The 25,797-nt window shown below is 32.9% G+C and carries 34 protein-coding genes, 4 pseudogenes and 1 riboswitch; of the genes and pseudogenes, 6 read left to right on the top strand and 32 right to left on the bottom strand.

Annotated features, from left to right (window positions below):
- Positions 1–87: 87 nt before the first annotated feature.
- The 8 genes and pseudogenes from ACIQZI_RS12830 to ACIQZI_RS12795 all read right to left on the bottom strand — a co-directional run bounded on the left by ACIQZI_RS12830 (position 88) and on the right by ACIQZI_RS12795 (position 5,482).
- On the bottom strand, positions 88–636 hold the full coding sequence (locus tag ACIQZI_RS12830) for a hypothetical protein (RefSeq protein WP_062180559.1): 549 nt from the start codon (positions 634–636) through the stop codon (positions 88–90).
- A gap of 275 nt (positions 637–911) precedes the next feature.
- Positions 912–2,321 (bottom strand): N-acetylmuramoyl-L-alanine amidase, encoded by a 1,410-nt coding sequence (locus ACIQZI_RS12825; protein WP_403073563.1) that lies wholly within the window; start codon positions 2,319–2,321, stop codon positions 912–914.
- A gap of 243 nt (positions 2,322–2,564) precedes the next feature.
- Positions 2,565–2,681 (bottom strand): annotated as a pseudogene (locus ACIQZI_RS12820) (HNH endonuclease); the annotation flags it as partial.
- A gap of 391 nt (positions 2,682–3,072) precedes the next feature.
- Positions 3,073–3,345 carry a CotD family spore coat protein gene (locus tag ACIQZI_RS12815; RefSeq protein WP_403073561.1) on the bottom strand — a complete coding sequence of 91 codons (273 nt, stop codon included), beginning with the start codon at positions 3,343–3,345 and terminating at the stop codon, positions 3,073–3,075.
- A gap of 531 nt (positions 3,346–3,876) precedes the next feature.
- Positions 3,877–4,122, bottom strand: coding sequence for a hypothetical protein (locus ACIQZI_RS12810; RefSeq protein ID WP_403073559.1), 246 nt, complete (start codon positions 4,120–4,122; stop codon positions 3,877–3,879).
- Between the two features lie 106 nt (positions 4,123–4,228).
- Positions 4,229–4,583, bottom strand: a pseudogene (locus ACIQZI_RS12805) (ArpU family phage packaging/lysis transcriptional regulator).
- 127 nt (positions 4,584–4,710) lie between these two features.
- A complete protein-coding gene (locus ACIQZI_RS12800) occupies positions 4,711–5,127 on the bottom strand; it encodes a hypothetical protein (protein ID WP_403073557.1) in 417 nt (138 codons plus the stop codon).
- Between the two features lie 169 nt (positions 5,128–5,296).
- The gene (locus ACIQZI_RS12795) at positions 5,297–5,482 is read right to left on the bottom strand and encodes a hypothetical protein (protein ID WP_403073555.1); all 186 of its coding nucleotides are present in this window, start codon (positions 5,480–5,482) and stop codon (positions 5,297–5,299) included.
- 372 nt (positions 5,483–5,854) lie between these two features.
- Between ACIQZI_RS12795 and ACIQZI_RS12790 the strand changes: the two genes are divergently transcribed.
- Positions 5,855–6,028, top strand: coding sequence for an aspartyl-phosphate phosphatase Spo0E family protein (locus tag ACIQZI_RS12790; protein WP_082675035.1), 174 nt, complete (start codon positions 5,855–5,857; stop codon positions 6,026–6,028).
- Here ACIQZI_RS12790 and ACIQZI_RS12785 read toward each other — a convergent pair.
- On the bottom strand, positions 5,961–6,128 hold the full coding sequence (locus ACIQZI_RS12785) for a hypothetical protein (RefSeq protein ID WP_216636897.1): 168 nt from the start codon (positions 6,126–6,128) through the stop codon (positions 5,961–5,963). The two genes, ACIQZI_RS12790 and ACIQZI_RS12785, sit on opposite strands and share 68 nt — an antisense overlap.
- Positions 6,129–6,247: 119 nt before the next feature.
- On the opposite strand from ACIQZI_RS12785, the gene ACIQZI_RS12780 reads away from it, so the two are divergent.
- Both ACIQZI_RS12780 and ACIQZI_RS12775 read left to right on the top strand, forming a co-directional pair.
- On the top strand, positions 6,248–6,613 hold the full coding sequence (locus tag ACIQZI_RS12780; protein ID WP_403073553.1) for a site-specific integrase: 366 nt from the start codon (positions 6,248–6,250) through the stop codon (positions 6,611–6,613).
- Complete coding sequence (locus tag ACIQZI_RS12775) at positions 6,549–6,992, top strand: tyrosine-type recombinase/integrase (RefSeq protein ID WP_403073551.1); 444 nt, start codon at positions 6,549–6,551, stop codon at positions 6,990–6,992. The genes ACIQZI_RS12780 and ACIQZI_RS12775 overlap by 65 nt, the downstream gene beginning before the upstream one ends.
- Positions 6,993–7,166: 174 nt before the next feature.
- Here ACIQZI_RS12775 and ACIQZI_RS12770 read toward each other — a convergent pair.
- Positions 7,167–7,723: pseudogene (locus tag ACIQZI_RS12770) on the bottom strand (Holliday junction resolvase RecU).
- 128 nt (positions 7,724–7,851) lie between these two features.
- On the opposite strand from ACIQZI_RS12770, the gene ACIQZI_RS12765 reads away from it, so the two are divergent.
- Positions 7,852–8,052 (top strand): alpha/beta-type small acid-soluble spore protein, encoded by a 201-nt coding sequence (locus tag ACIQZI_RS12765; RefSeq protein WP_062179636.1) that lies wholly within the window; start codon positions 7,852–7,854, stop codon positions 8,050–8,052.
- An 86-nt stretch (positions 8,053–8,138) separates the two neighbouring features.
- Here ACIQZI_RS12765 and ACIQZI_RS12760 read toward each other — a convergent pair whose 3' ends face one another.
- Positions 8,139–8,411 carry a hypothetical protein gene (locus ACIQZI_RS12760; RefSeq protein ID WP_403073548.1) on the bottom strand — a complete coding sequence of 91 codons (273 nt, stop codon included), beginning with the start codon at positions 8,409–8,411 and terminating at the stop codon, positions 8,139–8,141.
- A gap of 259 nt (positions 8,412–8,670) precedes the next feature.
- On the bottom strand, positions 8,671–9,306 hold the full coding sequence (locus tag ACIQZI_RS12755; RefSeq protein ID WP_403073546.1) for a TetR/AcrR family transcriptional regulator: 636 nt from the start codon (positions 9,304–9,306) through the stop codon (positions 8,671–8,673).
- Positions 9,307–9,413: 107 nt separating this feature from the next.
- On the opposite strand from ACIQZI_RS12755, the gene ACIQZI_RS12750 reads away from it, so the two are divergent.
- Complete coding sequence (locus ACIQZI_RS12750; protein ID WP_062180600.1) at positions 9,414–10,148, top strand: glucose 1-dehydrogenase; 735 nt, start codon at positions 9,414–9,416, stop codon at positions 10,146–10,148.
- Positions 10,149–10,434: 286 nt separating this feature from the next.
- Here the strand turns inward: ACIQZI_RS12750 and ACIQZI_RS12745 are convergent, their stop codons facing one another.
- The 20 genes from ACIQZI_RS12745 to ACIQZI_RS12650 all read right to left on the bottom strand — a co-directional run bounded on the left by ACIQZI_RS12745 (position 10,435) and on the right by ACIQZI_RS12650 (position 24,161).
- Positions 10,435–10,737, bottom strand: a complete 303-nt coding sequence (locus ACIQZI_RS12745) for a hypothetical protein (protein WP_403073544.1) — start codon at positions 10,735–10,737, stop codon at positions 10,435–10,437.
- Positions 10,738–10,859: 122 nt separating this feature from the next.
- The gene (locus tag ACIQZI_RS12740) at positions 10,860–11,855 is read right to left on the bottom strand and encodes a phage lytic cycle repressor MrpR family protein (protein WP_403073542.1); all 996 of its coding nucleotides are present in this window, start codon (positions 11,853–11,855) and stop codon (positions 10,860–10,862) included.
- A gap of 2 nt (positions 11,856–11,857) precedes the next feature.
- The gene (locus tag ACIQZI_RS12735) at positions 11,858–13,213 is read right to left on the bottom strand and encodes a DNA sulfur modification protein DndB (protein ID WP_403073540.1); all 1,356 of its coding nucleotides are present in this window, start codon (positions 13,211–13,213) and stop codon (positions 11,858–11,860) included.
- Positions 13,214–13,313: 100 nt separating this feature from the next.
- Positions 13,314–13,796 carry a site-specific integrase gene (locus ACIQZI_RS12730; RefSeq protein ID WP_403073538.1) on the bottom strand — a complete coding sequence of 161 codons (483 nt, stop codon included), beginning with the start codon at positions 13,794–13,796 and terminating at the stop codon, positions 13,314–13,316.
- Positions 13,753–14,283 (bottom strand): site-specific integrase, encoded by a 531-nt coding sequence (locus tag ACIQZI_RS12725; RefSeq protein ID WP_403073536.1) that lies wholly within the window; start codon positions 14,281–14,283, stop codon positions 13,753–13,755. The genes ACIQZI_RS12730 and ACIQZI_RS12725 overlap by 44 nt, the downstream gene beginning before the upstream one ends.
- Before the next feature lie 401 nt (positions 14,284–14,684).
- Positions 14,685–15,113: a S1 domain-containing RNA-binding protein gene (locus ACIQZI_RS12720; protein ID WP_403073534.1), complete on the bottom strand. Its 429-nt coding sequence runs from the start codon at positions 15,111–15,113 to the stop codon at positions 14,685–14,687.
- Between the two features lie 326 nt (positions 15,114–15,439).
- Complete coding sequence (locus tag ACIQZI_RS12715; RefSeq protein ID WP_403073532.1) at positions 15,440–15,757, bottom strand: hypothetical protein; 318 nt, start codon at positions 15,755–15,757, stop codon at positions 15,440–15,442.
- A 170-nt stretch (positions 15,758–15,927) separates the two neighbouring features.
- A riboswitch (cyclic di-GMP riboswitch) is annotated at positions 15,928–16,017 on the top strand.
- A 487-nt stretch (positions 16,018–16,504) separates the two neighbouring features.
- The gene (locus ACIQZI_RS12710; RefSeq protein ID WP_403073530.1) at positions 16,505–17,026 is read right to left on the bottom strand and encodes an AimR family lysis-lysogeny pheromone receptor; all 522 of its coding nucleotides are present in this window, start codon (positions 17,024–17,026) and stop codon (positions 16,505–16,507) included.
- A gap of 181 nt (positions 17,027–17,207) precedes the next feature.
- On the bottom strand, positions 17,208–17,417 hold the full coding sequence (locus tag ACIQZI_RS12705; protein WP_403073528.1) for a hypothetical protein: 210 nt from the start codon (positions 17,415–17,417) through the stop codon (positions 17,208–17,210).
- 92 nt (positions 17,418–17,509) lie between these two features.
- Positions 17,510–18,202 carry an exonuclease domain-containing protein gene (locus ACIQZI_RS12700; protein WP_403073526.1) on the bottom strand — a complete coding sequence of 231 codons (693 nt, stop codon included), beginning with the start codon at positions 18,200–18,202 and terminating at the stop codon, positions 17,510–17,512.
- A gap of 246 nt (positions 18,203–18,448) precedes the next feature.
- On the bottom strand, positions 18,449–19,072 hold the full coding sequence (locus ACIQZI_RS12695; RefSeq protein WP_403073524.1) for a DUF1385 domain-containing protein: 624 nt from the start codon (positions 19,070–19,072) through the stop codon (positions 18,449–18,451).
- Between the two features lie 45 nt (positions 19,073–19,117).
- Positions 19,118–19,297 (bottom strand): hypothetical protein, encoded by a 180-nt coding sequence (locus tag ACIQZI_RS12690; RefSeq protein ID WP_403073522.1) that lies wholly within the window; start codon positions 19,295–19,297, stop codon positions 19,118–19,120.
- Positions 19,298–19,443: 146 nt separating this feature from the next.
- On the bottom strand, positions 19,444–19,776 hold the full coding sequence (locus tag ACIQZI_RS12685) for a hypothetical protein (protein ID WP_403073520.1): 333 nt from the start codon (positions 19,774–19,776) through the stop codon (positions 19,444–19,446).
- A 579-nt stretch (positions 19,777–20,355) separates the two neighbouring features.
- Positions 20,356–20,556: a hypothetical protein gene (locus ACIQZI_RS12680; protein ID WP_403073518.1), complete on the bottom strand. Its 201-nt coding sequence runs from the start codon at positions 20,554–20,556 to the stop codon at positions 20,356–20,358.
- Positions 20,557–20,645: 89 nt separating this feature from the next.
- The gene (locus ACIQZI_RS12675; RefSeq protein WP_403073516.1) at positions 20,646–20,852 is read right to left on the bottom strand and encodes a hypothetical protein; all 207 of its coding nucleotides are present in this window, start codon (positions 20,850–20,852) and stop codon (positions 20,646–20,648) included.
- A 798-nt stretch (positions 20,853–21,650) separates the two neighbouring features.
- Positions 21,651–21,839: a hypothetical protein gene (locus tag ACIQZI_RS12670; RefSeq protein ID WP_062180652.1), complete on the bottom strand. Its 189-nt coding sequence runs from the start codon at positions 21,837–21,839 to the stop codon at positions 21,651–21,653.
- A gap of 452 nt (positions 21,840–22,291) precedes the next feature.
- Positions 22,292–22,684: a phage holin family protein gene (locus ACIQZI_RS12665; protein WP_403073514.1), complete on the bottom strand. Its 393-nt coding sequence runs from the start codon at positions 22,682–22,684 to the stop codon at positions 22,292–22,294.
- Positions 22,685–22,741: 57 nt separating this feature from the next.
- Positions 22,742–23,575 (bottom strand): hypothetical protein, encoded by an 834-nt coding sequence (locus tag ACIQZI_RS12660; RefSeq protein ID WP_403073512.1) that lies wholly within the window; start codon positions 23,573–23,575, stop codon positions 22,742–22,744.
- Between the two features lie 267 nt (positions 23,576–23,842).
- Positions 23,843–23,899 carry a hypothetical protein gene (locus ACIQZI_RS12655; protein WP_403074024.1) on the bottom strand — a complete coding sequence of 19 codons (57 nt, stop codon included), beginning with the start codon at positions 23,897–23,899 and terminating at the stop codon, positions 23,843–23,845.
- Positions 23,900–23,921: 22 nt separating this feature from the next.
- Positions 23,922–24,161 carry a hypothetical protein gene (locus tag ACIQZI_RS12650; protein WP_062180658.1) on the bottom strand — a complete coding sequence of 80 codons (240 nt, stop codon included), beginning with the start codon at positions 24,159–24,161 and terminating at the stop codon, positions 23,922–23,924.
- A 602-nt stretch (positions 24,162–24,763) separates the two neighbouring features.
- Here ACIQZI_RS12650 and ACIQZI_RS12645 point away from each other — a divergent pair.
- A pseudogene (locus tag ACIQZI_RS12645) lies at positions 24,764–25,270 on the top strand (site-specific integrase); the annotation flags it as partial.
- Positions 25,271–25,797: the final 527 nt, after the last annotated feature.

Raw genomic sequence — 25,797 nt, 5'->3', positions numbered from 1 at the left:
TTACTGGTGCTTTAGTTTAACAAACGATTATCCAAAAGATGCTCATCTCGATTAAGAGAAGGGACTTTTTCTATGCAAAATATCAAATTACTCTTCAGGGGGCTTACCGACATGCGCACTAGCACTAATAAAAATGTCTTCTTCTTTATATAATAAGACGTTAAAATTTCCTGGCTCTTCTGGTTCATACAAATCATCAAAGACATTCTTTAGAGATTCACTCGTATATTCAATAACTTCCATTTGGGGATTGTCCCGATAGAAATATTCCTTAACCTTTACAGCATCGTTCGGAATCACCTTTTTCATTTCATTTAATACTTGTTCTTTCGTCCAATTGGCTTTGTCTGTCCTTATTAACATAAAATAAAAACTATTGGCTTTACCCTCCCAAAAACCTGGTTGTATGTAATCGTTTTTAAAACTTGCCAGGTCGTTATTTCCTGAATTAGGTCCATAATTTTGTTCAAACACTTTTAAGGTGTCACCTAACCCACCTTCTGGTGTAATCTGAGTAACTTCTTTCTCATCATTTTCTTTCTGTTCCTCTTTTGGTTGAGTCTCTATTTTATCAGTACATGCCGTAAGACACAGTAGAGAAAGTGATACTATACTAATTAGTAATATTTTCTTCATTTTTACACCCCTCCTATATACATAATATCAACGGGCATTTTCTCTTCGTATGAATACATAAACAAACCTTTCATTTTTATTAAGCCGTTCTCTTTTGGAGTACCCGCAGGTCTAAAAACACATATAAAAGTATGTATAATAGCAGACGAATCCGCATATGAACTCGCTCTGTTTTTTTATTGATTTAACAACATTTTCGTGTGTATGATAGGTAAAATCGCATCTACTCTCCTTTTTGGGTAGAGAAAAAGGAGCCTATAAAGCTCCTCCTATGTTCACTCTACGAGATTATAATACTTCTTAACGTCATAGCCATTTCCTTTGTAGTAATCTAATATTCCTAGAAAAATAGCATCCGCTGCTTTTTGACGCCAAGATGGTGATGCTAATTTTTCATTATCAGAGGCATTACTTATGAAGCCTAACTCCGCAAGCACAGCAGGCATGTTCGTCTTTTTAAGAACTACATATTCAGCGGTTTTCACTTCACGATCTCTGAGATTCCAAGCCTCAATTAGTCTTGCTTGAATAGCTTTTGCTAGTTCTGCACTTTCAGTAATTCTAGTATTAGTCGCAGCAGACTTATAATAATAGGTCTCAGTTCCGTTTGCACTGCTATCGTTAACAGAATTCGCATGAATGCTGACGAAAATATCCGCTTTTAAATTATTAGCAAAAGCTGACCGGTTATCTTTAGAGATATAAACATCTTTCTCTCTAGTAAGCTGAACATCAAATGGTGTTTGTTTTAACAATTGCTTGACCTTTAGAGCAGTATCTAAGACAACCGTTTTTTCATAGAGACCAAAACCAACTGCTCCCGGGTCTGTACCGCCGTGACCTGGATCGATGACAATCGTTTTATCCGCCAAAGGTGATGATGCAGGTGGTGCGTCGACTGAAGAACTTACGTATGAACCACTAACAAACCCTTCCTTTGCACCCGTTTGAATGTATATCCAGTTTCCTACTTTGTGCGCTGATTTCACACTTGCTCCATTAGCAACTGATGCAACCACTGGGTATTTCGTAGTTGGTCCTGATCGAACATTTAATGAACTTGATGTTACGAATAATTCATTGCTAAAGGTAACTGAAGAATTAACACGCAGTTTGGGATTTATGGCTCTTGCCAAGAAAATAGAAAAATCCATTCGCGTTAATGAATGATCCGCTCCAAATGAGCCATTCGTCATTCCTTGAGCAATTCCTATGCTCATCAGAGCATTTGCTGCACCCGATAGCGTACCTCCGAATTCGTAGCCAAATGCTTTACTAATCATGACAGCCATTTCTCCGCGGCTAACAACAGCCGCAGGCCTAAATATGCCACCGCCATAACCCGATAAAATCTTCTTATCTACTGCCGATTGTATGTATCCTGATGCAAAGTTACCCGAACCGACATCTTTGAACTCTGTTGGCCTCTGTTGTCCATTTAGTTCCAGGGCTCTTCCTATCATCGCTGCTGCTTGATCTCTTGTAACTAAATCATTCGGATTGAATCTACCATTCAGTGATCCGCTAACAATATCACCAGTAGCTAGATAGGTAATTTCATTGTAAGCTCGATGATTTTGAGAGATATCTGTAAACGTATTGGAAGCATGGACTTTTGAACCTCCCAGAGGTATCCAAAGACTAATCAACAAAACAATACTGAGAAGCAATTTAGTTTTCTTCATCCTACTGTGTGTTCCTCCTTTTATTTTCACTGTCATTTTACCACACAACTCGACATTTATAAACAAAAAATGGTAATTTATCAAAATAGTACTAATGAGAAGCTTGTGTAGTAAAGGATTTTTCTCCCCCTCGAATAAAGAAAAGAATGGAGCTGTTCTGTTCCCTTAATATGCCATCATAAGCCTTCTCTCTTTAATTAATCACTTTTGGTAGTAATAATGATAGAAATTATATGCCTAAAGCTTGCACTCTTGGCACTCATAGTTATCTCTCTTTAAAGCCTCGAGTCTTAGCTGCTCCCATCCACTCGACCTGTAGAACCTCTTCTTTTGTTCCTTGGTTTTGTATTCAGCTGCCATTCATAATCCATCCATAATAATCACATACAGATAAATCAATCTGTTCCAACTCATCGGCTAGTGCTTATGCATGTTTAGAGATTGCTCTTAGCTTCGCTGTAAGATTATCTGTATCTGCTGATATTTCTATTGATAATCCTTTGTTATATTTAGGTCTGTTATTCTTTTTGAATAGGCTGTAATTAAATATGTCCTGGCATTCCATCATAAGGAGCAGACTAAACAAGATCATTACAAACAGGACATTTAATTCCATCTAAACAAGTACCGACTATTCTTGCCCCACAATATTTATTCATACAATTTGCTTGCTGCTTCTCCATATCCATCATCCTTCATAATAAAAAAAGCACTCATTGAATGAGTGCTCTCTTATATTAAACCTACACAATTACCTGTCCCAAAACGGTCTACATCTATTGTTGTCATTAAAGTCTCTTCCACAATCAACGTTTTCCTCCACTACTTCATTAACTTCTCTCTCATGTACTGGAAAGAAATGTTCGTTTCTAATAACAGTTCTGTTAACATTAATAACTTCTGTTGGATGAATGTGCTTTACCACACGTTCTTTTGTTCTAGTGTTTACTACTGTTTTAGTTGGGCTTGTAATTACTTCCTCCCTTTGTGCATGCTCACGACATCTTCTACAATTACAACTCATAAAAAAATCCCACCCTTTTTTTTATTAATGCTTTACGCTGTAGCTTATGACAAAAGGTGAGAACTTGTACTAGACAAAAAAACTAAATTAAATTGAAAAACCCATATCACCTTCTTTCTTCAAAAATAAAAGGTTATTCCTCACTTCCTGTTGAAATATGTCTTAGGTAGGAGGTGTAATAATGTACGAAGAACTAATTAAAGAATCACGGTATTGAAAATGATAATTTAGTTGCTGCACTAGATGTTATATTGAATAGTTTTTATGAGGGCATCCAAACTCGAATGGTTAATGATTTAGAGGTGAAACAAAGAGTTAAAGGTATCCGATGATACAAAAGGACAAGTAGTCTCCCTTAAGATTTCCTGTCTTCTTCATCCAGTTTTTTATTTCTGCTTTTACTTCTTCTTTAGTCAAAATTCCTTTTGCTTCAAGAATGTTAACAACAGCTACAATCGGATTGATTAATAAATTTACTCAATCGAACCACTCCTTCTTTCTCCAAAATAAAAAGCACCCTCGAAAGGATGCTTACAAATCTTTATTAGCAAACCAATAAATTCTCCACTCTGCTGATAATTTTCCATCCTCAGTTAAATGAAATTCTAATGTTATTGGTATTTTCATCTGCCTTATATCCACTTCTGCAGTATAGGTTATAGGAACCTTGATACCATGAGGCAAATACACATCAGCTAACATTTTATTTATGTATCTTACTGAAGTTGATATACCATAATTTCCAACATAGTCATTAAACGTTTCCTTAACCTTCATTGAATTACTTCCTGAGATAATCTTATAAAAATACGCAGAAAAAAAGTCCACAAGTTTAGCAGCCTTTTTCTCCTTAATTTGTCCTTATTTTTGTCCTATATTATTCCTAAAGAGAAGCAATCATGAATATAGCAACCTTCTTCTTTTCGCAGTATGGTGTCTTTTGCAAACCAAGCTCCATATATATTAATGTCATTCTGTCTCTCAGGGCTTAGATACTTCATTTCGATATGGTCCAAGCTATTTTCCAAGGCTCTTTCCATATGTATAACCTTTAATTCGTTCTCCAAATCATTTTCTAGAAGTTTTGGAAAGATATTACCCGAAATGCCTTTTTCCGTTAGCTCCTGTCTATTCTGCTGCTGTATCTTAAGTGCCTTATATTTTTTCAGCTCTTGAACAACAATGGAGCGAATCTGTTTCTCGTCAACGTATGGAAAGAAAGATAATTGCATACCCATCATCCGTTCTCCTCCTAAGGCTTTTGCTATTAATCTAGCTGATCTGCTTCGTCAATGCCTGGAGAATCAAATGGATCCTCTTCTTTTTGCTCTAGTACATCATGTACCTGACCTTCTTCCTCTTCCTTCACATCTTCCAGAGACATTTGATCGGCAGCAACCTTTGTTGTACCATCTTTCTCGATTGTGTACTCAATTCCTTCATGCGGTTTATTAATATCTTCAATGGACGTTTGTGAAGCTTCCAGAAGGTGAGAAACACTTCGGCCAGCAAACGGTAAAGCTTGTTCATCTTCTCTTCACTGTCACCTTTAACATTGAATTTCAATGTTGTTTTCTTGGAGTCACGCTGTATGGACTTAGATTCCGTGTTAATCTTTCCAGCCTTGCTTGTTTCTACATTCAGAAAAACAATGGATCCAGCCATCCCAACTAGTTGCTCAGAGTTCGGCAGCTCGTCCCCTTGCACATGGAACTCAAGAACCTCTTTTTTATCATCTTTTTGGATCTTCTTAAATAAAACATTCAATTGAGTTTGGGACATTCTCGTATTCTCCTTTATTTATAGTCATTTTCAGACCTTATTAACAAAACCGGACTAATTACACCTAAAACATAAGATAGTAGATTAACTGCATGATTTCTAGCCTTAGAAAGCCTTTTAGATGCTTTTCGTTTCTGTTCTTCGGACATCACACGGGGATTTCTCATACTTACCTGCTTTCCGATAAAACACCCTTTACAGCGATCGGTCTATCATCCTCCGATTCTATGACGATTAACTCACACAAATTTGAAAGTTTTTTAATGTGTTTCGGAACGGTAGAGTAAACCATCCATTCACCTGTACTGTTTTCAAAAACCAATGAAGTTTCTTGTTCTTCACGAGAATATCCCATGCGTAAATTACCACCTTTGTTTATTTGCTAGTTAAAAGCTCCTTACGGCCTTTTAACGATTGCGAGACCAAAATTACCCTTGAAATAAAAATTAACGCGAATTTAACACTATTATGCGGTACTTATTTTTGTCGAATCTTGTAAAATAATTCTATTTCGTACTTTTTTGATCTTTCGGAACTTCCGAATGGTTTCGAGTGTTTCAGAGGGATGTTTCGAATCATTCGGAAGTTGAGTTTGTGTCAAATGTTGACTGTTGCGTTTTTAAACATATTGTTACTTCTTCATAAATCAGAACAATAAATTGTTCCATTTTTACTCAATTTATTGCATAATTTACTAATACATTTAAAATTTAGGAGCTAAAAGATTATGCTAAAACACTTAAATTGCACAGTATTGTACAAAAATATTAATATGTTAAAAAATCAAATGATTAAATCAGGTATGGAAAATGGAATCTCTAGTCCCGAAACTATTAAATATAGTCAAGAACTAGACAAGTTGATTTATCAGTATCAACGTTTGGATAAAACCACTTATTAGTATTACTTTTCATATCCAATTCACGAAATGAAGCTAAAACCAATTCGTATTTCAATTCATCTAGGGTGTCGATAGCATCTTCTTGTAACGAATGTGTCATGTTCATTTATTTCGATCGATCAATGACAATATTTCGTTTCAATTCATCTTGATAAACAGCATTCATTCGATCACCCCAAAGGATATAGCAAGCTCACTGTCGTAATAATACATGAAACGATGTATAACGCTTTTGAAAAAGCTATTACCTTACATAAGGTAGAAAAGAATCCTTGCGTTAGCGTTACGATTAAGGGCGAGCTGAAAGACCAAGAAATTAAGTTCATTGAATCGGAGCACATATCAGATTTCCTAAGAGAAGCTTATAATTATGATTATATTTATTGGTTTTTTTATAAAACTCTTATTGAAACAGGAATGCGTAAAGGTGAAGCAGCTGCACTTCAGTGGACAGATGTTGATTTCCAAAATAACGCTATAAACACTAATAAGTCTCTTGATTTTAAAGAAGCACCTAAAGGTGATCCAGATACGATGTTTGGTGATACAAAAACATATAAATTCGAGACGCATCATCACAATTAGCCAGGGACTTGCTAATGATCTGAGGTTTCATCAAAAATACCAATATCAAAATAAAACCGCATTAAATAATAATTATCACTTTGAATTACATTTAGTTTTTTGCAGAAACGCTGGAAACTATATACCTAAGTCAAGTCTTTTTAATTCGTTCGCTAGAATTTTTAAAAAAGCTAATTTGCCTAAACTTCCTATTCACTCTTCAAGACACGCACATGCCGTTTTACAATTGGAAGCCGATGTGAGTATGAAATATTTACAAGAACGTTTAGAACATGGCAGTATGCAAATAACCTCTGATGTTTATTCGCACATCAGTAAAAAAATTGATCAAGACCAAATGAACAAATTCGAAGAACATATGAAAAATGTCCTTGATTAATTTATTTTTTGGACAATTCTTGGGCAATTGCTAAAACGCCAATGGAAAAGGCGTAATCTGCCCAAAACAAAAAAGCCCCAACACTAGATGTGTCATGGCTTCCCACGATTTAATACATGTTCATATATTGCTCACGTTCCCATGGATGAACTTGCGTGCGGAACATATCCCAACCTAATATTCACCAATATTTAAGAGGAGAAGTATTGAATTTAAAAGGATTGTCAAAATCAATCCATTAATAAAATACCTATAGTTAACCTTTTTCTTCACACTCTTTAATTCAGTCCCAATTTCCTCACAGATGGCAATCGGAATAGAACTCTTATTCACTTTACTTATGTATGTTCCTTTATTTGATTCTCAGCTATGTTTTGATAATCCAGAAAGTCATTTATATGGACAAAAAACGTTCTATTGTCAGGCTCACGGAAGTTAAACAAAAAAACCGCTATTACGCCATCGAATTTTGCTGCTTCTTTCAGATTTTTAATTTGATGAGCTTTGATCATACTTTCCTTCATTGAAATGCTTTTTGCTTTCGTACTTTTTAACTCAACAGGAAACAGATGATTTTTACGAAATATTAGAGCATCATATTTATTTTTTGGAACAGATTGCCCTTTTTTAATTGCCATAGGATTCACATCTCGTACACGAAAGAAAAACGTACCCTGTTCGGAGCAACTTTGTTCAACCAACTGCTCAAAAATCTTACCTTCATTCGCCAAACAACCAATACTCTAAATCACATAATGTTATCTTTTTAATATTTTTCGAATTCTATGTATAAAACTCTCCTACTAACACAAACTATTCTTGCAACACCATATTCTAAAATTCTAAGGAGATGTACATCATGACAAGTAACAACAGTAATAATTTAGTTGTTCCAGGAGTACAACAAGCATTAGATCAAATGAAATATGAAATTGCGCAAGAGTTCGGAGTTACATTAGGAGCTGAAACAACCTCACGCGCCAACGGATCTGTAGGTGGAGAAATTACAAAACGTTTAGTACAAATGGCTGAACAACAACTTGGTGGATATACCCGCTAATCTTCAACTGATATTAAAAGTTATAGATGAGGAGAGATTACCTTCTGACCTTTCTCTCCTCTTATGTATACAATGAAACTCTGTTTTTATATGTTTAGTTCTTCCTCAACTAGATGAATTAACAATCTTCCTAACAACAAGGGATATCTACCAAATAACTGAGTTATGAAGTCATTAACTTCTATTGCATTATGTTTAACAGCTTCATAACTGATAAACGCATCACGAAACGATGAAATACTCACATTGTCTAATCTTGCTTTGAAAGTTTCTATGAATTTATCAACGTGTGCTTCAGAATGACCAGTTAGCTCAATTAGTTTTTCTTTGTAGTTATCGATATTGTATAAGGTTGACATGTATATTCACCCTCAACGTCGGCCACTATCTGTTTTTTGTATAAAGTTATCTTAATTGACTCTTATAGAAATAAATCACTCACATATAACTTCCTTATATCTAACTTAATACTTTCAGTTGAATAGGATATCCCACCATCCATAGAAATCAAAGCTTCTAATACAGGCAGCTCATTTAATGCTTTATTAAAATTAATTATTTTATGTTTTTGCTCATCTGTAGGTTTGACTACTATTGAAAAATTTGATGGTCGATCCTTTAAGCCCTAATATAACCAAGAAACAACTCTTTTAAAAATTGTTGCTGGTCAATGGCCGTAATTCCTGATGAAAAATTAGCCACCTGTTCATGCAGCGTAATTTTAGTTGAAAACATACCAAAACAATTCGTTATTGTGGCAAGAGCTAATTCCGTTTTTATATCTGAACGAATGGAACCATCAACTTCGCCTTGCTTAATGATTTTGAATATCTCATGCGATAAAACCTCTTGTATTTCTATATAAGCATTAATATTTTCTAAAGGCTCATTTCTGTATGAAGAATAACTTTCAAATGCTTCACGAAATAACGTAACTTTTCTAGCTGGCCCATTTGCTACCTCTAAAAAGTAATCAAATAATTGCTCTAGTTTATCAAATGCATTTTTTTCTGATTCAGCAATCTTTTGTAAGTCTTCTTGAAACTTGCCTAAAACAAAGACTGCTACTTCCACAATTATATTTTCTTTTTTTGGAAAATAACGAAATAATGTCGCGATACCAACATTAGCCTTTGTGGCAATATCCTGCATCTGTACGTCATATAAGCCTTTCTCTGAAAATAATTCCTCAGCAGCAAGAATAATTTGTTCTGTGCGTTGCTTTTTATTTTTTTCTCTAGTATTAATCTCCAAAATTTTACAACCCTTTCTATTATCTTGATATATTCTTATAACTATTATAAAATAAACTTGTAGAAAATGATAGTCGAACTATCAAAATAACCAAAAGAGGTGCTATTATGACAAGATTATTAAATAAAGTCGCTATTATTACAGGTGCAGCACGTGGTATGGGTGCTTCACATGCACGTAAATTTGTTGAAGAAGGCGCAAAAGTTGTAATAACAGATCTAAACGAAGAAGCAGGTATAGCACTTGCTCAGGAGCTTGGCGAAAATGCTATGTTTATTAAACAAGACGTATCTAGTGAAGCAGATTGGGAAGCAGTCGTCGCTGAAACTGAAAAAGCTTTTGGCCCCGTAAATATTTTAGTGAATAACGCTGGTATTAGTGTCAACAATTCTATTGAAAATACAGCATTAGAGCAATATTTAAAAATCGTAAATATTAATCAAGTATCTGTATTTTTAGGGATGAAAGCAGTTGTATCATCTATGAAAAAAACAGAAAACGGATCAATCGTCAATATTTCTTCAATGAATGGCTTAGTAGCTGGAGCAATTGGTTATACCGATACTAAATTTGCAGTTCGCGGAATGACAAAAGCAGCAGCGATAGATTTTGCACGCTACGGTATTCGCGTAAACTCAGTACATCCAGGTGTGATAGAAACACCAATGGTAACAGAAGGCGATGCTGTTGAAGTCATTAAAGAATTTGCGAAACATATTCCACTTAAACGTGTCGCAAAGTCAGAAGAAGTAACAAATCTTGTTTTATTCTTAGCTTCCGAAGAATCAAGCTATTCTACAGGTTCTGAATTCGTAATTGATGGTGGCTTAACTGCACAATAATTTATTCAATCAAATACTCTGGTTGACTTCTTAATGTTTTTAGAGGCAACCAGTTTTTACTGTACATGGTTGATCATCAACCTTATTCTGCTCTTCTTTAATAATATTCATTTGGTGTAAGCTCAATGTTCATACTAGGCACTCCCTTTATTGTAAATTTATTTTTAATTAAAATACAAGTTTCGTTAATTTGACCACGTCACGTAATTTTACTTTTATTAATGTTAAAAAGAAAAGTCCTCAATATCTTTAAGATGTATCTACTTTTCACCAATCATGATTGCAGTCATGATATGGAAAGCTTTAATGCTGAGTTGACGCTCAGTATTTTTTTGTCCTCTTCTTTCAAAATTCTTTCTTCAAACTCTACCACTGTCTCAAATTCTTCCTCATTGGCATTTTCTACTGTTTCCCATTTCATATCATGAGATGTTTCCTTTATTTTATGTATACTTTTCCCAGTATCTAATAGTTGATCCTTAAATTGCAGTGAATCATTCGTAAATGTTTTAAGTATTTCAGATTCCTTCGCGACTTCCATGACCACTTCTATGTCAATTACAAGTTTACCTCTTACTAGTTTTTTCATGTATATAATTCACAAACTTCCAAATTTCATTTTCATTTTAATAAAATCGCAACGTATAATTTTATCTTTATTGTATGTGATTTTAAATCCTTCTAATTATTAAGGGATTTAAAATTGCTAATTCATTCAAATATTTCTGGATACAAGTCCTTCAAATTTTCTATGTTGATATATTGCCTTAGAGAATGAAGATTATAGCCCAATTCACCATTTCTCATAATTTTTTTCATACCGAATTTATCACCAATTATTTTTAATTCGTCATTACCAAGTGTCTTTCTTTCTATATATAAGTCTTTTGCTAAAGCTATTTTACCTGATTTCTCGATGTTTCTAGCAGTTAAATATGGATAATCAAGAACATCTTTATCGGACATCATTGAAAGCCTTCTAAATATTAGATGCTTACTTGCTTTCTCTGGGTTCACAAGATTATTAGTTAAGGTTGATTTAATTACGTAATCATTATCCACCAAAAGGGCATGTGGTTTCTTACCAGTCGATTGTCCGTTCTTTAATAAATAATGGATATTTTCTTTATCTAGTGCACCTTCGATTATTTCTATTACTTCTTTAGATACTTCTAATGGTCGTTTGTCCCCATCATCATCTCTCAAATTAAGTATTCTATTTTCAAAATCTATATCATCACTTGTCAAATTTAATATCTCAGAAAGACCATCCCCTGCTACCCCTATAAATAAAAGACAAACTATCACTTTATCTTGATAATTAACCAGCTTCTCTAACATTTCACTTATCTCTTCATCTGTATATAAAAGTTTCAATGACCTATCTATAAAATTATCAAAATAAGACATATGCTTTGACGATATTAGGTTAATATTACTTCTTCTATAACCTTTAGGCTCTATTGACCATTCGATGTATTTTCTAATAAATCTCCCGTATGTTCTTGCTGAGTTTGTAGTTTTCGGATTTAACTCCCTCATCATATCTTCAATTTCTTCTATAGTGAAATCAAACAAGTCTTTTTCTTTTAATAACTCTGTTTCAGCACTCTTTATAAAAATATGCTTTATTGTATCTATTGTACTTTTATTATCATATTGACTTAAAAATTGTTCCTTTATGTGTTCTTGATATAATTCGGCCACAATTATTCAATACCTCCTGCAGCTTTAAACTTATTCAACTCAAGATTCCTGAAATACATTTTCACCTTCGGTTTAGCAGTACTTACAAAATTTTTATTTTTATCTAGAACTCCTACTTTTTCCCAGACTTCATTATCTCTAGTTATATTTAGTTCATCTATTATCTCTTTAAGATTTCGAATTTTAAGTTTATCATCCAACATTTTTCTTGCTAATATAATATAACCTGCGAACATTATATTTTCACTAATCAAATTCCTATCTTTTCCTAGATTATCTACAAATTCCTCCGAATAAGTCCCAATTAAATGATCAAAAAATTTAGTAAGATACTCACCAACTTCTTCCGCATCTAATTTGGTTTTCATTTGAAATTCTTCATCTATTGTATCTGCTAAAGTATTATAAGAAACAACTTCTCCCAAAGTCGGCTTTGGAGTTGAGGTCTGCGATACTCTTCCTTTTAAATCAGATTCTCTCATTAAATGTCTAACAACCATATCTGATTTTCTTGATTCCTTTAATGCTTCTATATGTGTTTTTGAAATTGGATTGAATGTACTTATTTGAGCTAAATGACGTTGAGCTTGTTTAGTGTTAAAGTTTTTTATTGAAATAATAAACTCATGTTCTATTTCAGGATTAGATTCTAATGCATTAATTATCCCAAAGATTCGATGCATCCCATCAACAATGTCCAAGAATGTTCCATCTTTAATAATCAATTGCATTTTTTTAGCATCATACTCTAACTCTTCTCCGTCATCAGCAGTACCAACTAATGCGTTAATAGTTATAGTCGTTTTCTCTAACTCACCTTTTAACGCTGCTTGTGCAATTTCATCTACAGATTTACTATTTAAGTTGATTACCTTTTGAATTGTATTATTTCTTTTTACTTTAATATGCTCTCTTTGAGTATCAAAGTTATACCTTAACAGCTGATTATCCATTAATTGTTTTATAAATTTACCATTCCAAACTGTAACAAAATTCTCAGAATCAATCATGATGACATTATTTAAATATATAGGAAAATCAATCATGTTAATGCTACTTAATAATGAATAATCAAAAGTTCTAGCCACTTTTAACTCTTGTTCTTCAAATATATTTGTAGGATTTAAACCATCTAACATTGTTTCTAAATAGATTTCTTCAGTTAATAAACAAAGAATTCTCAGATCTAATTCCGGAAGAATTTCTTGAGGATTAGCAAAATATCTCTGTACTGCTCCAGGAGGAATACTGTACGCCTTCAATCCTGTTTTAATATTTTTAACTTTCTTCTTATCATGTTTTATCTCTAATATAACATCTTGCAATGTATTTTCTAATTCACTTCTACTTGCTCTCACTAAATAGTGCCACCCCTTTAAGCGTAATCTTATAAATATCTATTGATAATAATATACAGTCTTTAAAATTCAACGTAAACAATAATTACATATTTTCCCCTTAATTTCTTAGCTCTCTATTTTGATTTTCTTTAATCTTATTATTAAGTAACAGCACAAAAGATTCATCCATCTCACTTAAAGCATCCAATAAACTCTGATGACTAATCTTCTTGTGCAAATCTAAATCTATATCTTCAGTAATTGTAATTGCTCCATAACCTTCCTCCTGAATATATCTAACTGTAGTGTTAAAATTCTTATGATTTGCAAATCTCATAGTTGTAAAAGGATCTTTAGTTAACTTATAAAAATTACTGCTGACAGCTTTTCTAATACTCTGAATAACAATGTTACGTTGTTTAGGAAAGCTCATTTTCTTCCTAATCCGATTGAACACGTTTACAATACTATCTGAAGATATATCAAATACTTTTTCTTGGCCTTTATTTAAAATCATTAACTCCTCATAAAACTTTGTAGAAATCTCTTTTCTAAATTTAACGTTTCCTATACCACTTATCAAAACACTTGAACCTTCCATATGAAAGGCAATCCACTTTAAATTTAGTAGCTCGTCTTTTCTTAAAGCAGTATTTAATCCCAGTAAGAAAGAAATACTTTTTTATAATGCCCTTCTCTCTTTCCTCAAGAGCTAAATCAGACATCTGCTTTACTTCACTAACTGTCAATATGCCGTGTCGTTCAGAATCATCTGCCTTACTTTTTATCCGTTTCAAGTAACTGATGTCATTTACAATTTTCTTTGAGTGTAAATACTCAAGTAACGACTTCACACTAGACACCTTCCTATTAATGGTCGCATTGGCGTATAGTCCTGACAATTCTAGAAACTCTATAAAGTATTCAAAGTCATCCAGTCTAATATTCATATCTTCTTGCTTTAAAAATTTAATATCTTGGTCTCTAATTATTGAAAAGTAATCTGTTACATCTTTAGTATAGGCATTACTCGTTTCATTGCTTTCGTATTTATTACTTTTAGGTTTCTTTTGATCTAAAAACCTCATTATTTGCTTATATACTTCTGATGAATGTATTTCCGGAATGTTTTTTCTGTAATCTTATTTTTAATATCATTTAGATTAGCTTTCGATCATTTCTTTTTTAACTTTAATTTGATTGTATGTACTCCACTTAGGCGAATGCTGAACCACATGGTTTAATATTTCCCCATCTTTTAACATCATGATTTATCTTTCCTCCCAAGTATTCTTTGTACAAACTCTTTATACAGTAAAGTTATGCAACAACCAATTTATAGTTAATTTCATAAATTTATCTTTAAATTATATTCAAATATAAAACAAAAAAAGATTGTGAATTTACACATATAAAAACCCTTGTTAAATAAAGGATTCCTTAGCTGAATTCACAATCTTTTAAGTTAAAATCGCTGTTTTATTATATGTTAACCTCTTCTTCCGCCTCTACCGCCCCGTTTGGATTCGGTATTACGTTTAAGCGATGATAAATTTTCTTCGCTGGACTTTAGAAATTTGGACATTTTATCATCAAAGGTTTCTTTTGGTTGGAAATTACTTTTTGGACGATTATCAGTTTTACGGAATGGTCGCTTAGTATAAGTTTCACGCTGTCCTTCAGGCCTATCAATGGTTTGCTTTATCGATAAAGCAATCTTGCCTTCTTTTTCACTTAAGACTTTTACTTCAACCTGATCTCCTATTTTAAGATGATCATTAACATCTTTTACATAACTACCTGCAACCTCACTAATGTGTACAAGTCCGGTTATGTTTCCTGGTAACTCTACAAATGCTCCGAAATTAGTGATTCCTGTTACTTTCCCCTGTACCTTGCTGCCTATTTCGATTGACATTAAAATAATTTCCTCCTAAATGTATCAATACTTCATTAATCAAATTAATTGTATGATCTATAATTATACCACAATATATAGCATTCTGACACAACACTTTCAAGATGAATGAATCATTTCTCTATTTTCCATCCTTAAGCTTTTTGCCTCAGAAGCATGATCTTTGCAAATTTCTATTGATTTTTTTATTTCACATTCAATGCTGGAAACCTTATCTTCGGTTAGAATACCTTCTAGATAAACTAGCATATACTCTAGATGCTTAGTAATCTGATCTTGTTGAGCTTGTCGTTTACTTATTCGTTTAACATTGCCATTATTTAATTTTATTTTTTGACGTATTGTCTAATCTTATGACTGTTCTCTCTATCCTCTGCATCAAGCGTAATGTCATATAGCGTAACTAATTCGGCCTTCTTTGGTTTCATAATAAGCAAAGTTTCCCCGTTTATATAATAATCGAGTGTGTCACGGCGACTTGGAGCATAATTTTCAATTAATAAAATAGATTCATTTATGAATTCCAGTATTCTGTAGACAACTTCATAATAATTATCATTGATATATTTTTGTATTTTGCAATCATCGCTAACTCCTATTACTTTTTGTACCAACCTGTACATTACATGATGGTCGATTTTCATTTTATCACCTCACATTCTATTATAATATTCCGTTAATTTTTCTAGCAATATCACAAACCTTCGTGCAACTGTCGTTTATTCATAAAATAAATGTTTTATTCAGGAAAATCTAGTGCCTACTGAGTAAATAGAAGTAACATAAATTTATCTATTACTATTTACCTGTGATACAATATATGTGGCAAATTTTATGAAAGTAAAAGACGCAAAGCCACGGGTCTAAAGTGATATCTAATCACCATGACAGCCGGGTTACCAAGTTTATCCCCTTTCTAATTTGCCTGAAAATTAGAGAAAAGAGGGCGTGTCTTGCATTACCCCACAGTTGTATTGAGTAATACCAATGAGATACACATTGTAAAAGATGAACACACTTGTATTTGCGGAGAAAAATATAACCATTTTTTAACTTTTACAAGATCTGACTTAAGAAAGATTAAATTCAAAAAGCTTGATAAAGTTGACTGTCCGCTATGTAAAGTGCTATTAAAAAAAGATTTTCAAGTTTAAATTGCTTTGACACCTCTCTATTTGGAGAGGTTTTTATACTTAATCATTTCGATTAATTCTTATATTTCAATCTAACTCATCATTCTTAATCTTTTCATACAAATCTCTACCGCAATAAGAAAGTATTTCTCGAATACCCATAAATTAATGTATGATATAACTTCGTTCAATTTAGCAGTGTAGACATTCTTTAGGTAACTTCCTTTTAGATTGTCTATTTCAATAGCACCTCTTTTGTTATCTCACATGCCATTTTATGATTCTCTTATAATGGTAAATGTAGCATTTCATTATTTTCACAAAAACATTCAAGTATTCGTCCTTCACTTTTAAGTGAGATACATCATTTAAGAATTGATTTTTATCTAGAGTATAAGAATTAATCAGCCACTCATGCTGTAAATTATGGACTTTAGCCCATTCTAGACTTTCTTTATTTATTGTTCCCAACATCCTATCCAATAGCTGTCTAAAGGCTTCCATTCGTCTGTTGCAGGATAGATATTCCAAAATTTGTCTAGCAGTCTTTTCATTTGACTCTAATGTCATAGCGTATCTTTCCATAATTTCTGTTTCCCGATCTGGGAAAAGATATTTTACTATTTTAATTAATCTGTCAAAATCTTGAATATCACGCTTAGGATCATCCAACCATTTAATGAAACCACTTGTAGATGCATACCCAGCAAGCTTTGATAGAATGGTTTCATCATTCAGTTGTAAATTTCTTATGTAGAGTTTAAAATCAAAGTATTTCAATGCTAATCACCTCAACAAGTATATTTTCCCTACTAGTACCAAGCGTGTTCATTTCCTATGATAGTCCTCGACTGGAAGAGCTGGAATTAATTTCCCAACTATAATTAATATACCATGTATCGTAAAGTTCATCATTATTTATTATGTAAATTTATCTTTATGATTTTAATTATTTTTCTTATTAAATAGCCTGTACTTTCTCCTGATATTCGTACATAATGAAGCCGTTTTGCTCAATAAATTTTACATTATTATTAAATGCCAATATAAGATTATACTTGATTTTCCGTTTCTCTCTTTTGTTTCTAAAAGGTAATGATCCAACAGTGACACGTTTTTCTAATTTCGGCTCTAAATCATATAAGCTATATGTATAGCTCGACTTCCTCATTAGTATATCCTTCTAGTTTTATAAATTCACCTTCATATGTACTTTTACTGCACACTCACAAGAAGAATATGCAGCATACTTCCTTATAAATTTCATGTTTTATCAAGTACCATCATACTAGTTATACACTCTGTACAAGTAAATCCTCTTTTGTTTTCCTTAATCAATTGAAATTCCTTATAGAATTTTTCAATTGAACATATTTTACAACGTTTATATATCGGACACCTAATTGAATAATTAAATTCAGCAGAGTTTCGTTTAAGTCTTATTTTATCAATGTGCTTAGTCATTAACATTGCGGTGTGGATTGCATCATATAAACCACTATGGAAATTTCCTTGTACAGCGATATTTGATTGGTTTATTGCATCCTTTAGTTTCATTTGGTCTCGGTTAACAAGTACATTGGATATATTCGGTTGAATGTCGTTATAATTTTTTAACCATTTTAAGGTGATACCTTCATTTACGCACTCATTTATTAAGAATAGCTTATCTGAATTCCCCCAGCAGCACAGATAATAGTCTTCGCCTATCCAGTCAATGAATCTATTTAAGGCTCTTTTGGGTGTTACAGCAGTCTTTATATCTGCTTCAGTCATCTTTATCATTTTTATCGTTGCTTTTCTTATACCGATATGAGGCATAATGTATACCTGAAAAGTATCCAACACTTTCATATCTTCTAAACATACTTTAACTGCGCCTATCTCTACTATACTCGTAGTTTGACCTTTTCTAAAAGTCTTATTTAACTCTAAATCAAATATTATAGCATTCACTAATTAGAACTCCCCTACTTTAATTTAAAGTAAGTATAAATAATAAGCTTATTAGCTCCAATTGTAAATAGCACTGACCATAACTCCGAATGCAATGCCTCTTTTATTAAGAGTACATATCGTCAATTATTTTTTGTATTTTAAGCATCCTAGTAAATGCAGCTAAAGATACTTCAATATGTTTCTTGTCTGGCTTTGAAGTAAATAAAGTATATTGTAGAAAATACCCAATTAAATAGACAGGTTTTAGTAATTTTTTAATAACTCATTCTCTATTTGGATTAGCTCATATACGATTGCCCATGACATAATGTATAATATAAAATAGTTTATTTCTTTTGTGACGGGAATAAAAATCAACAATACAAAAATAATTACTATAAAAGATACAAAATTTGTACCACAGTTCGCATAAACTCTTGACTGTTTCAAAGCATTTTTGACATTTAATTTTTCATTATTATCATAACAGTTTGCCACCATGTGCTCAGCAGCATGATATTTTGACAATGGAGTGAATCTTATTAATAAAGCACCGAAAATTAGGATTGATATTATTAGTTGGTAAGGTATGTTTATAACTTCATTATTAACATCATCCCGGAATATCAATAAGTATGCTACAGTTAAAGTAATAAAAAGTATTACTGTTCTAAATATTGTTCTCAGCAGCGCCCACAGCCCTCTTGAAAAAGGAATTTTACTAATAGTATAATCAATATCGAATCCTTCATTTTCTACATATTCATACTCATCGAAAATTCCACTATCATCCACTTTAATTTTCCCTTTTACTCTTCTTGCCGTAACTACGACGTCATCAGATTGAAATGTTACTCCGTTTATCCGTGCGCTTCCTCCGTAACTCATAGACAGCTCCTATTATTCTTTTTATATCCTAGTAAATCTAAGATTTTATTGATTGCTTTTCAGATTTAACCATGCACCAAAATCAGCAAAAGGTGCTTCACAACTAATTTCTACCTTGTTAGTCTCATCAAAAGTTAAATATATAGCCTCTATTTCATTACCATTATAAGTAAATTCTACATTAGTTAGTTTTTTATTAATATTATTCAAAAGAAGATTGTTCATAACGTCCCTCCTTATCCTAAACTTTTTTGCTTAACCTGTTCGAAGAATTCCTTTAGAAGTAAAATTTCTTCAGGTGAGATTCCACTGTCTTCGAACATATCAATTACAGGTTGCCACTTTGCAAAAATCTCATTACCATAATTGAATTATTCATTATTTACTTTTTCCATATCATCATCATACTGAACATATCTATAAACTAAGAACTCACTTTGTACTGATGCTCTCCGTGGATTATACGTATAAGTGGAAGCTTGCATAAATAGCAAGTCTTTTTTACCACTAAACGGTAAATAGAAATAATAAACGGGCTTTGGATATGACTTTCCAGCATATACATTTAAAAAATCAGGAAAATCCTCTGCACGTATGTTTTCATCAATTGGTTCGACAAAAGCATTATCTATATCAACTACTATATTTTCAGCAGTATATTTCTCCTTCGCATATTGAATAAATGATTCTTTGGCAACGCCCATAATGTAACTTTATTCCAATTTCTGAATTTCATCTCTTACCTGATTTTTAATACTTTCTAAATAACTAGATAAACTATTTCTAGTAAACAGCAAGTCAGGATTATATCGCACAACCATTATCCTTTTATTCCCAATTAAGTTAAATTGATTAATATATTCAAACTGACATTAATAAACTATTAACTTTCCTAACCTTCCTATATTGTACTCCATCTCTCACATCAATCTCTACAAAATTACTGAATATTCCGCCTATTTTTTTAGTCACTGTTCTGATATCACCTTCTAAATAACCATTAATAAACTCTATAGCTTCACATTATGCCTTAATTGTTTCAATCGGCTTTTAATTTTATACATTACTCTGTCATATGCATATTTAAATGACGGCTCAGCTCGATTGGAATATCCCTCTGATTCTAATAACTCGCAAATATGTTTACGTGATATTAAGAATTCACACCGGATGAGATACGGCATCTTTTCAAGTTTGTCAAAATCGTAATAGCCCCCATTTCTATTTTCAATTACTACTTCTTGAAAGAACTCTATATCAAACCCCGCTAGATAAATATGGGATTAGAACTGTAATTGCCCCTTAATACCTTCCCAATGTGTATCCGCTAAAATTGGACTTTCCCTCAAAATACGTTGGTCTGTTTGAATTTTGAATCCCCTCTCTTCAAGTAATCCAAACACTTTATTTAGAAGTCTTTTTTCACCGTTCGAAACTGTAATATGCGTACTATTTACATCAGTATGATAAGTTTTTATATCCATATTTATCTCCTTTCTCTACCGTACAATTTATTTCTAAATTCTATGAAAATCGTGATTTAATTGTAATTTTATCTATTTCAATATATGTGTTAGTCAAATTTAACAGTTGTTCCAATTAGTTTTGTCATTCTCTCAAAATCAGTCTTATTTGCTGCTGTTATTTCCTTATACGGATGTTCCACATATCCAATTACACCTTTCCTACTCAGTAACATTGAATATGGTCTATTGATATCTCGACCTTTGCACATCTTACCCTTGTCATCTTCGTATACATAATCATCACGTTCAATCACATCTATACGTATTTCGTGAGGCCTTTTGATTGTCTTTGTCTCTATTTTCCAGTATGTACATGAGGAGCTAAATGCTCCTCTAATTCATCTACAGTCATTACTATCATGATTAATAATCCTTTCTGTTATATAATTTCACTTTCAAACCGAATTTGTTTATTCACAAGTTCTTCTTCTAATACTAGTCGTGTAATCCAAGAAGCTGCAACTATACTCTTGTTCTTCCCGTTCTCTACCCACTTAATTAGATACATCCCCTTCAACTGTAGTGATTTTCAATTCTCATTTGTAGTTCAATATCCATATTAACCAAGTTGTATTTCGCGAGTATATTAAACGCTTCATTTAATAAATTTATGTTCTTAGTCATTTTATGCACTCTCTTTATTGAGTTGTTGCTTCTTATTTTCATTATATGATCGATTGCTATATATTATGTAAAGTTATCTTTAAACTAATAAAACAATTACCTCAAACAATTCCAGTTTATCATTCTCCCTCTTTATTACCATTGCTTCATCTTCAGGGAATACATGAGCACGATCATAGTTTGATACTTGAGTGTTATTTGCTTTCAGAAACACTTGTACCCGGTTAACTTAGTTGAAACAACGTCTAAAATTACGTATTTTTTCATAGTTAAATTCTCCCCTTTATTAATTAGATTTTATATTGTCATTGAGTGAAGATATAAAGCTATCTAATTTATATCGTAAATAATCTTCATATCTTCACTAATGCCTCACCAATCGGGTTAGTGATTCAATAAATTCAAAAGCTGTGTATCTATCTAACTTCTCAAACAACTACTACATTGACCTCAATCAATTCCATGTTATCATCATGTTCTATTATATTGAATGCCTCTACTTCAGGGTATACGTGAGCATAGTCAAAGTTCAAAGTTTGTGTTTTATCTGCTTTTAGGAATACTTGCCTCCCTGTGATTTGACTCGAATTATTATCTTTAATTATGTATTTCCTCATGTTAGATTTCTCCTTTAATCAAATTGTTGGATTTTGTATATTCATGTCGACACCAATATAATACCATAGTACCATGAGCATTTTCTAGTACTAAATCTGATTATTTATAATAATTAGTAATTTAAAATAATATTAAAGTATACTGAATGTAACCACAATTTATTTTCTTGAATAGTTGTTTTAATAAATGTATCTTTAAAGTAGTTATTTTATTGCTGATAATTTTCGAATTGCGTACTAAACAACTTTAACTGACTGTCATGACCTGTATAGTTTTCATCAAGATATTTTTTCATTTCTTTTGAAATGTCCAGAACGATGTTTTTTTTTGCAGTCCGTTTGCTACCCCAGCCGAATCTTTCCCGCTATGTCCTGGATCAAATTTTTTTTACCATCGTTATCACCTTATATTCTTATTTATATGAACAAAAAAGGCCATCCGTGTGGACAGCTTATTTTGCTTTTCCTTTTAAAACAAGAACTGCATTTTTAATTTGCGATGGAACCGGTAATCCTGTTCTACCTGCATTTTCTAAAATTGATAAAAGTTCATTCGCTAAATAAAAGTAAATGGCTGCGTCTCTAATAAGATGATTCTCACCAATTGCCGTATCAATTAAATGAGCGACAATTGCGAATATCATCACTTTCTTTGCAATACCCCTAAATCCAATCTTGCTTGAAAGTTTGCCTTCATACGCTGATGCAAGCAATCCTGTCATATAATCGATTGCCACAAATACCAATAGAATTTGAAACAAAGTATACCCCCCCCCGAATAAATAGCCCGTAACGCCTCCTGCTAATGTGGCTGCTACTTTGAAAAATACGTCTAATCTCTCCATCGTTTCTCCCCTTTACACATAATAAAAAGCCGCCCGATTGGACGACTTTTTATTTCCTTATTTGATAAAGTCAATAATATACTGCCCTTTGCTTGAACCGTCTTGGGCGATCACGTCTATCCATGATACATAGACATTAGATATTAAACTTGAATCGGAATACTCATAATTATCATCGCCTATATTATACATAAATTTATAACTTTGGGTTGTTCCGTTTTTAGAATTAATAGCTGCTTTAATATCACTGACTTTTACAGTAGATTTGACTGAAATGAAACCAATTGAATTGTTCACACTGACTACATTTTTGTCTTTAGTTATTATTCTACTTTCAGAATTTACTGGTGCAAGAACTCGTACACTTTCCCTCTTTCCGGGTTCTGTTAAAGTCACAAATACGTTTGATAATGATGATACATCTGATAGAGAAATAGCAGCTCTGTATATTACCTCGCCGTTCTCATTTAATACCGGACCACGTCCATTTTCATCATCATATGATTCAGAAACCTTCTGACCTAAAATATTACCACCGTTTTCCATAGCATATAATTTCACTGTGAACCCCTGTGGAGCGTAAACGAAAATCTCATCCGTACCTACAGTATTTAATACTAAGATATCTCCTGAGGAAGGATTAGTTAATGGCAGAGTTACTGTGACAGTAAAAAACATATCCACAGTTCCGCCATGATTATCATTTGCAGTGACAGTTATTGTTGTAGACCCTGCGGATAATCCACTAATTTCCATGTCATAACCATTACTAGATAAAGAAGCAATTGCAACTGATGGATCACTTGATTCAAACTTGTACGTTAATGCGTCACCATCAACATCCTCGAATCGGTTGCCTAGTGATGGATATGTTAATTCCCCGACATTCAAGGTCGCTCCTTCATACTGACTTATAATAGCTGGTGCATGATTGCTATTCTCGTCTTATACCCAAAGGCTTTATAACGAGCCCTCACCGTGCAGGCGACTTTCATCGCACACGGCGATCCGTCAATAATAGTACTTTTTGCTTATTTCCCCGAAATTAATTATAAAGAGAAATAAAAAAATGTCACTCTTTATTTTCTGAAACTTTCAACAAATTAAAAAGCCTACACTGTGTACGCTTTGCCTGTAATAACCCCATATTCATCTTCATTAATCCAATCCAGCCTGGACAAATACTTTCATCTGATTGTCCGTATATTTGCCCATATCATAATATCGTTTAATTGAGTTATACATTTGCATTCGCCTCCATCATTACTAGTCTAAATAAGAGCTCCGCATTTTCATCTTGCAATGACATAATCGCCATATCTTGCATTGCCGTTTGAAACAACATAGCTGCACTATCATCCAGTAAAGGAAGAATAGGTGATTTAGCCTTTTCTTCTTCATTTCGGGCTTGAAGTTCTTCTTCGGTGATTATCCCATCGCCAATTAGTTTCTCGATAACCCGTTCAATAAATGACATTTTTTCACACTTCTAATCCTTTTATTTTGACGTACAACTCAATGATAGATTTGACGTTGACACTTACTGTTGCCACCACATCGTTAAATGCGGACTTAAACGATCCCTCCCAACTCACAGGAACACTCACTGGATTCACCGTATACTTTTTTCTTTGTCGGCGATGTAGGTTACGGTGTACTCGGCTGTTGAGTCGAATAAACTGCTGACAACAACTAATCTTTCATTTCCGTAGGCAGTAGACTCAGATACTTTCGCCCACCTATCATTAGAACTGGCAGTACAATTAACAATTGGGTTACCGTTTTTATATAAGCATAGAATTTTTAATGCTCTTTTTTGTAAAGAGCTGCTATCACGGAAACGCCCTGTAAATCTTGCTTACCCTGTACACAAGGATATCTCGATAAAACAGTATTTTCATCGCAATTTACAAGTATTTTGTCATATTCGGTTTTGCCGACTTCAAAAAGTGGCAGCCGTGGATCGTGTAAGATTGCTTCGGGCTTGAGTTCGATTTCGAGCTCAACATAGTCGGTTGCTATCGTAGATGGGACAACCACCCTAGGACTACTTTCCCCTGTTGGTTCAGCGTAAGCTAGGATATGGACTTGAAAGAAAAAACAATCAATATTAATAAGTCACTTGATTTCCAAGAAGCATCTAAAAACCCTGACGAAATGTTTGGAGACGTTAAAACTTACCATTCTAAACGAACCATCACAATTAGTCAGGGACTTGCTAATGATCTGCATTTCCACAAGAAATATCAGAATCAAAACAAAACCGCACTAAATGATAACTATCATTTTGAATATAATCTTGTTCTTTGTCGGAATGACGGAGATTACATGCCAAAATCAAGTCTGTTTAATTCCTTTGCCCGAATATTAAAAAGGACTGGTCTCCCTAACTTACCAATTCATTCATTAAGGCACACGCATGCCGTATTACAATTGGAAGCCAGAGCTAGCACAAAATAGTTACAAGAGCGTTTAGGCCACGGAAGTATGCAAATAACTTCTGATGTCTATTCACACATTAGTAAAAGTATCGATTTTGAAACTATGAATAAATTTGAGGAACATTTGAAAAATGTCCTTGAATAATTTTTTTAAAGCAAAACCGGGCAAAAATCGGGCAATCACAAAAATAGGCGGAAAACTATTTAATTGCCCGATGTAAAAAAAAGCCCCGATACTAGCCGTATCAGGACTTTTACCTATTAATACATGTTCATGTATTGTTCGCGTTCCCATGGGTGAACTTGCGTGCGGAACATATCTTCGACTTTCATAGAATTTCATAATGGTACATAATTACTTATTTATTGTGATTTATAAAACCTATTTACATCCTTCTTTCATTCTATTTCAACTATAAACTTTTATTTGGTGGTCAGATGGTGGTCAATTATACTCCATTCCCGATTTCCTTTAAAGTTCATTTGTAAAAAGGCCTTGTAATCAATTGGATATTCCACAATCGCGCCCTATAATTGAATAACGGAAGCTGCAATCTCTTCAATAGAATCATGATATTTTAGAATTTGAGAGTAATCTACATATATCAATGAATTTAATATCTTAGATTTTTATTCTCGCTTTTTGGCGAACTACTCTCTATTTTTATATCA

The sequence above is a fragment of the Peribacillus sp. NPDC096379 genome, from assembly GCF_044762875.1.
Classification (GTDB): domain Bacteria; phylum Bacillota; class Bacilli; order Bacillales; family DSM-1321; genus Peribacillus.
This window is presented reverse-complemented; position numbering and strand designations above follow the sequence as displayed.

Bases quoted from the DNA above. Each gene is read 5' to 3' on its own strand.
- ACIQZI_RS12765 (WP_062179636.1), top strand. From the start codon at position 7,852: ATGACAAGTAACAACAGTAATAATTTAGTTGTTCCAGGAGTACAACAA.
- ACIQZI_RS12720 (WP_403073534.1), bottom strand. From the start codon at position 15,113: ATGTCAATCGAAATAGGCAGCAAGGTACAGGGGAAAGTAACAGGAATC.
- ACIQZI_RS12830 (WP_062180559.1), bottom strand. From the start codon at position 636: ATGAAGAAAATATTACTAATTAGTATAGTATCACTTTCTCTACTGTGT.
- ACIQZI_RS12800 (WP_403073557.1), bottom strand. From the start codon at position 5,127: ATGTCCCAAACTCAATTGAATGTTTTATTTAAGAAGATCCAAAAAGAT.
- ACIQZI_RS12760 (WP_403073548.1), bottom strand. From the start codon at position 8,411: ATGTCAACCTTATACAATATCGATAACTACAAAGAAAAACTAATTGAG.
- ACIQZI_RS12685 (WP_403073520.1), bottom strand. From the start codon at position 19,776: ATGGGCGTTGCCAAAGAATCATTTATTCAATATGCGAAGGAGAAATAT.
- ACIQZI_RS12795 (WP_403073555.1), bottom strand. From the start codon at position 5,482: ATGGGATATTCTCGTGAAGAACAAGAAACTTCATTGGTTTTTGAAAAC.
- ACIQZI_RS12665 (WP_403073514.1), bottom strand. From the start codon at position 22,684: ATGGAGAGATTAGACGTATTTTTCAAAGTAGCAGCCACATTAGCAGGA.
- ACIQZI_RS12690 (WP_403073522.1), bottom strand. From the start codon at position 19,297: ATGAACAATCTTCTTTTGAATAATATTAATAAAAAACTAACTAATGTA.
- ACIQZI_RS12680 (WP_403073518.1), bottom strand. From the start codon at position 20,556: ATGGATATAAAAACTTATCATACTGATGTAAATAGTACGCATATTACA.
- ACIQZI_RS12715 (WP_403073532.1), bottom strand. From the start codon at position 15,757: ATGAAAATCGACCATCATGTAATGTACAGGTTGGTACAAAAAGTAATA.
- ACIQZI_RS12825 (WP_403073563.1), bottom strand. From the start codon at position 2,321: ATGAAGAAAACTAAATTGCTTCTCAGTATTGTTTTGTTGATTAGTCTT.
- ACIQZI_RS12730 (WP_403073538.1), bottom strand. From the start codon at position 13,796: ATGGAAGGTTCAAGTGTTTTGATAAGTGGTATAGGAAACGTTAAATTT.
- ACIQZI_RS12695 (WP_403073524.1), bottom strand. From the start codon at position 19,072: ATGAGTTACGGAGGAAGCGCACGGATAAACGGAGTAACATTTCAATCT.
- ACIQZI_RS12810 (WP_403073559.1), bottom strand. From the start codon at position 4,122: ATGAAGGTTAAGGAAACGTTTAATGACTATGTTGGAAATTATGGTATA.
- ACIQZI_RS12705 (WP_403073528.1), bottom strand. From the start codon at position 17,417: ATGAGGAAGTCGAGCTATACATATAGCTTATATGATTTAGAGCCGAAA.
- ACIQZI_RS12815 (WP_403073561.1), bottom strand. From the start codon at position 3,345: ATGAGTTGTAATTGTAGAAGATGTCGTGAGCATGCACAAAGGGAGGAA.
- ACIQZI_RS12785 (WP_216636897.1), bottom strand. From the start codon at position 6,128: ATGACACATTCGTTACAAGAAGATGCTATCGACACCCTAGATGAATTG.
- ACIQZI_RS12790 (WP_082675035.1), top strand. From the start codon at position 5,855: ATGCTAAAACACTTAAATTGCACAGTATTGTACAAAAATATTAATATG.
- ACIQZI_RS12780 (WP_403073553.1), top strand. From the start codon at position 6,248: ATGTATAACGCTTTTGAAAAAGCTATTACCTTACATAAGGTAGAAAAG.
- ACIQZI_RS12745 (WP_403073544.1), bottom strand. From the start codon at position 10,737: ATGAAAAAACTAGTAAGAGGTAAACTTGTAATTGACATAGAAGTGGTC.
- ACIQZI_RS12725 (WP_403073536.1), bottom strand. From the start codon at position 14,283: ATGAGGTTTTTAGATCAAAAGAAACCTAAAAGTAATAAATACGAAAGC.
- ACIQZI_RS12750 (WP_062180600.1), top strand. From the start codon at position 9,414: ATGACAAGATTATTAAATAAAGTCGCTATTATTACAGGTGCAGCACGT.
- ACIQZI_RS12670 (WP_062180652.1), bottom strand. From the start codon at position 21,839: ATGAGGAAATACATAATTAAAGATAATAATTCGAGTCAAATCACAGGG.
- ACIQZI_RS12650 (WP_062180658.1), bottom strand. From the start codon at position 24,161: ATGTCATTTATTGAACGGGTTATCGAGAAACTAATTGGCGATGGGATA.